General features: G+C 44.4%; 7 protein-coding genes. 5 read left to right on the top strand and 2 right to left on the bottom strand.

Annotated elements, in window-relative coordinates:
• Positions 1-117: 117 nt before the first annotated feature.
• Complete coding sequence (locus F6J99_RS42535; protein ID WP_293122837.1) at positions 118-507, bottom strand: RidA family protein; 390 nt, start codon at positions 505-507, stop codon at positions 118-120.
• A 163-nt stretch (positions 508-670) separates the two neighbouring features.
• On the opposite strand from F6J99_RS42535, the gene F6J99_RS42530 reads away from it, so the two are divergent.
• Genes F6J99_RS42530 through F6J99_RS42515 form a run of 4 tightly spaced genes read left to right on the top strand, consistent with a single transcriptional unit; the run spans position 671 to position 3,456 of the window.
• Entirely contained in the window at positions 671-1,759 is a 1,089-nt protein-coding gene (locus F6J99_RS42530; protein ID WP_293122835.1) for a glycosyl transferase, read from the top strand.
• A gap of 17 nt (positions 1,760-1,776) precedes the next feature.
• Positions 1,777-2,376 carry a hypothetical protein gene (locus F6J99_RS42525; protein WP_293122833.1) on the top strand — a complete coding sequence of 200 codons (600 nt, stop codon included), beginning with the start codon at positions 1,777-1,779 and terminating at the stop codon, positions 2,374-2,376.
• A 25-nt stretch (positions 2,377-2,401) separates the two neighbouring features.
• Positions 2,402-3,010, top strand: a complete 609-nt coding sequence (locus F6J99_RS42520) for a hypothetical protein (RefSeq protein ID WP_293122831.1) — start codon at positions 2,402-2,404, stop codon at positions 3,008-3,010.
• 26 nt (positions 3,011-3,036) lie between these two features.
• Positions 3,037-3,456: a secondary thiamine-phosphate synthase enzyme YjbQ gene (locus F6J99_RS42515; RefSeq protein ID WP_293122829.1), complete on the top strand. Its 420-nt coding sequence runs from the start codon at positions 3,037-3,039 to the stop codon at positions 3,454-3,456.
• Between the two features lie 80 nt (positions 3,457-3,536).
• Here F6J99_RS42515 and F6J99_RS42510 read toward each other — a convergent pair whose 3' ends face one another.
• Positions 3,537-3,680: a hypothetical protein gene (locus F6J99_RS42510; RefSeq protein ID WP_158516952.1), complete on the bottom strand. Its 144-nt coding sequence runs from the start codon at positions 3,678-3,680 to the stop codon at positions 3,537-3,539.
• An 82-nt stretch (positions 3,681-3,762) separates the two neighbouring features.
• Here F6J99_RS42510 and F6J99_RS42505 point away from each other — a divergent pair, with 82 nt between their 5' ends.
• A complete protein-coding gene (locus F6J99_RS42505) occupies positions 3,763-4,026 on the top strand; it encodes a DUF3146 family protein (RefSeq protein WP_070390996.1) in 264 nt (87 codons plus the stop codon).
• Positions 4,027-4,261 lie beyond the last annotated feature (235 nt).

Raw genomic sequence — 4,261 nt, 5'->3', positions numbered from 1 at the left:
TCCTCTTCACTCTTCCCTCTTCCCTCTTCCCTACTCCCTGCTCCCTGCTCCCTGCTCCCTAAAAGCCCATAATTTGTACCTCATCGAATTGCAAACCGCCGTAATTTACCATTATCATTAATCACCACAATAAACAATCAAATCAATTTCTACATCACCATTACCAGCCAGACCTATGACTCCAACCGTTGTTCGACAAGGTAACCGATTCTTGTTAAAATAAGAAGCATAGAATTCATTCACTGTCTGGTAGTATCTAAAATCAGTCACAAAAATGCGAGCCATAACTACCTGATCGAAGCTAGTGCCAGCATGGTCTAAAACCAGCTTCAAGTTTTCCATTACCTGTTTAGTCTGTTCCTCAATTGACCCAATTATTACTTTTCCAGTGACAGGGTCTTCAGCTAGCTGTCCCGTCACAAATAGAAAATCTCCTGCCCGAACAGCGTGGGAATAAGGAGCTACAGGTGGCAAAACGTTGTTCGGTAAAGTGATATATTCCAGCACGTTTTCAACTCCTTAAACAATAAACTTTAAATTTTTTGCTGAATTTGATTTTAAAGTGTGGAAATTATAATCAAGGTAGTAACTGCCAAAGTTAGCCACTTGTGGTTTATTTTTGTTAGCCTGCATAAAAGCCTTCAATTAACTCAATACCTGAGCTCCTAGAATGTCTAGACCAGTTTTATACATCGCTATCACTAGCCACGGTTTTGGTCATGCTGTACGTACTGCCTCCGTAGCTGCGGCTATTCAACGACTGTGTCCGGATATCTTACTGATTCTAGTAACAACAATACCACGCTGGTTATTAGAATCCTACATTCCCGGGGATTTTATTCATCGCCCACGGGCTTTTGATGTTGGTGTTATTCAAACCGACAGCTTAACAATGGATAAAGAGGTAACGTTAACCAAACTACAGCAAATTCGTTCCAATGCTAGATCAATAATTGCTAGTGAGGTTGACTTTATTCGTAACAATCGAGTCGGGCTGATCTTAGCTGATATTCCCCCCTTAGCTGTAGGTATTGCTCAAGCGGCTGACATTCCCTGTTGGATGATGAGTAACTTTGGTTGGGACTTCATCTATCGAGACTGGGGAGGAGAATTTGCCGAGATTGCCGATTGGATCAGTGAGTATTATGGAAAATGCGATCGCTTATTTCGCCTTCCTTTACATGAACCCATGACCGCCTTCACCCAGATCACCGATGTGGGGTTAACAGGGGGATCCCCAGGATACAGTACAGATCAATTAAGGAAGCATTTTGATCTGAAGTCTCCAGAGTTTAAAACTGCTTTACTCACCTTTGGGGGATTAGGGTTGGAACAAATTCCTTACCATAATCTATCTAGATTCCCTAACTGGCAATTTATCACATTTGACTCTCAAGCACCAGATTTACCCAATTTACTAAAAATCAAGGGTCACGACTATCGACCAGTGGATTTCATGCCCTTGTGCTCGCGAGTGATTTCCAAACCAGGATACAGTACTTTTGCTGAAGCCTTACGCCTGGATATACCTATTTCTTCAGTTACCCGCTCGGGATTTGCTGAAGCCGCTATCCTAATAGAAGGGGTGCAAGACTACGGTCACCACCAGATTTTAACACCGACAGAATTTTTCCACGGCAAGTGGGAATTCCTCCATCACACTCCCAAGCCTCCCAGAAAATCTCAAAGCTTGGTAAAGGATGGAACAGACAAGATTGCTAAAGATATTGTTAACTACCTCCAGACTCTCACTAAATAGCCTAGATAGCCCCTGCCATGATATCTACCGTAGATTCGCTTATAGAACAGATCCAGAATAGCCACAATTCTATCTCAAAGTCCATCGACACACCAGAAACCTCTACTATTGAAGAGGAAACCTCTAAAGAGCAGACCTCTTTCCCCAGCCTAGAGTTGGCAGCACGAGATGTTCGTATGGTACTTGATCAACAAAGGGAGCGCAGTCAAACCTTGACCACAAAGCTCAATATCTTGTTTGTGACTAATGGAGCCTTGTTAACGAGTTTAACCATCTCGGGACTAGTATTTTTCCGCAGTCCCTTTGGTATTGCTGAGATACTGGGATTTATGCTTAATTTTACCCTACTAATCCGTGCTTTTCTACCGCGTCAGATCGCAGTCAGTCCCAACTTGGGAGATAAAAAATTCCTAGAACGTTACCTGGTACTCTCACCAGAACAATACCAGCTACAGATGCTGGTTAATCTGGTAGAGACTTATAATGCAAACAGGCAGCGATTAGAAGATTTTTCTCTATCGTTGAAGTATTCTGCTTATGTAACTTGGGGGGTTGCCTTGATTATTACGTTGAATGTCATAGCAGAGTTTTGCATTCCTGCGCTTAAACTGATGTGATGTATTGTTGGCTTTCGCTGAGACTATGAATTCTAAACAGGTTAATAAAAAACCCTCACAGGTTAATAAAAAACCCTCCGGAGAACCCTTGAGTTTACCGGAACCAGACCCAGAGAACATCACTGTCTTGACCCGTAACCTGCCCAACGAGCCTATTCTGCCTTGGAATCACTATGATTCCCCTTGGCGTGAAGGGGAACCAGAGAATCCCGAGGCATTGGAAAATTCCGAGCAGGCAGATGAGTCGAGTGACAATCAATCTGCAACTGAGCCAGAATCAGCAGAAAAGCCAGAGTTATCAGAAACTGCTGCTCAACTCGATAAGCTGTATACAGAAGAATTGGCAACTGTTCCTGAGTCGTTATCAGAAGATACTTCGTTATCAGAAGATACTATAGAGTCATCAGAAACTGCTGCAGAATTGGCAACTTTCCCTGAGTCGTTATCAGAAGATACTATAGAGTCATCAGAAACTGCTGCTGTGGTGGATAAGTTTGCTGAAAATCCACCCACAGCTGTAGCCACAGAAACCTTCGAAACAGCTGTGGTGGATACGTCTGCTGAGAATCCACCCACAGCTGTAGCCACAGAAACCTCCGTTACACCATCGGAGGAACTGAAACAGCTCGGGTAGCAGTGGCTCGATTAACCAACCCTTCTATGACTCATTATCAACAACGACTCAAAATTAGGACTACCGGTAAATCGTTCTCCAACATTACCGGTAACGTTCAATCCGTGGTTGCTACATCAGGACTCGAGACTGGATTGTGTACCATTTTCCTGCGTCATACCTCGGCAAGTTTGGTAATTCAGGAAAATGCTGATCCTGATGTGCTCATGGATTTATCAAACTTTTTTGCTAAATTAGTACCAGAAGATGGCAAAAGCTATAGCCATAGTGCGGAAGGTCCCGATGATATGCCTGCTCATATCCGCACTGCACTGACCAAAACATCGGAACAGATTCCTATTGCTCAAGGGAGATTGCTCCTAGGAACCTGGCAGGGCATTTATATTTGGGAGCATCGCCGACAGGCTCACTACCGGGAGGTGGTGGTGCATATCGCAGGGATTTAATCTCAAGCAATATCTATTTTAACTATTACCTAAAAGCATTACCAATCAGAAGACATGGTGACCAGTACTGAGGGGTCACTTTATTCAGGAGTCAAGAGCCAGGTAGAGTTGTGCTTGCTGTAGGGATTGAGTAAAGCGTGATTTTTTATGCGTGGAAGGGTTTTGTAAAAAGCATCCATCAGCACCTGGTTGCCTTGGGCATCAACCACCCAGACTGATACCACATTCGGGTTGATCCCTATTGACTTATCTGCCAACAGGTCTGCTAACCTATGTGTTTAAAGCAGATTAGGAATTTTTACCATTGTGAGTGCAAAGGGTTTGCCTGAAACCACTGCCTACGTCAGAATTACGCGGCACTGCTGGCAACAGGGCAAGATTGAAGGGGAAGTCCAAGCCGCAGACTATGAATGGGAGTTTCAATGGCATTTTCGGATAAGTCAGCTGTTAGTCACCCCCTCTCTAGGCCGTGCCTTGATTCAGGAACCCCTTGGCAGATTTTTAGAACAGTGGGATTACCAGCTCGAACCAGGAGGAAACTATGCTTTTACCATTCGAGCTGAACTCTAGCATGTCTCAATTCCGTGAGGTACTTTTTTTCTGGGGAGTAGGGAGTAGGGAGTAGGGAGTAGGGAGTAGGGAGTAGGGAGTAGGGATTAGGGATTAGGGATTAGGGATTAGGGAGTAGGGAGTAGGGAGTAGGGAGTAGGGAGTAGGGAGTAGGGAGTAGGGAGTAGGGAGTAGGGAGTAGGGAGTAGGGAGTAGGGAGTAGGGAGTAGGGAGTAGGGAGTAGGGAGTAGGGAGT

Source organism: Moorena sp. SIO4G3 (genome assembly GCF_010692305.1).
GTDB classification, from domain to species: domain Bacteria; phylum Cyanobacteriota; class Cyanobacteriia; order Cyanobacteriales; family Coleofasciculaceae; genus Moorena; species Moorena producens_A.
The sequence above is the reverse complement of the archived record's forward strand: the minus strand, read 5'-3'. Positions and strand labels throughout refer to the sequence as shown.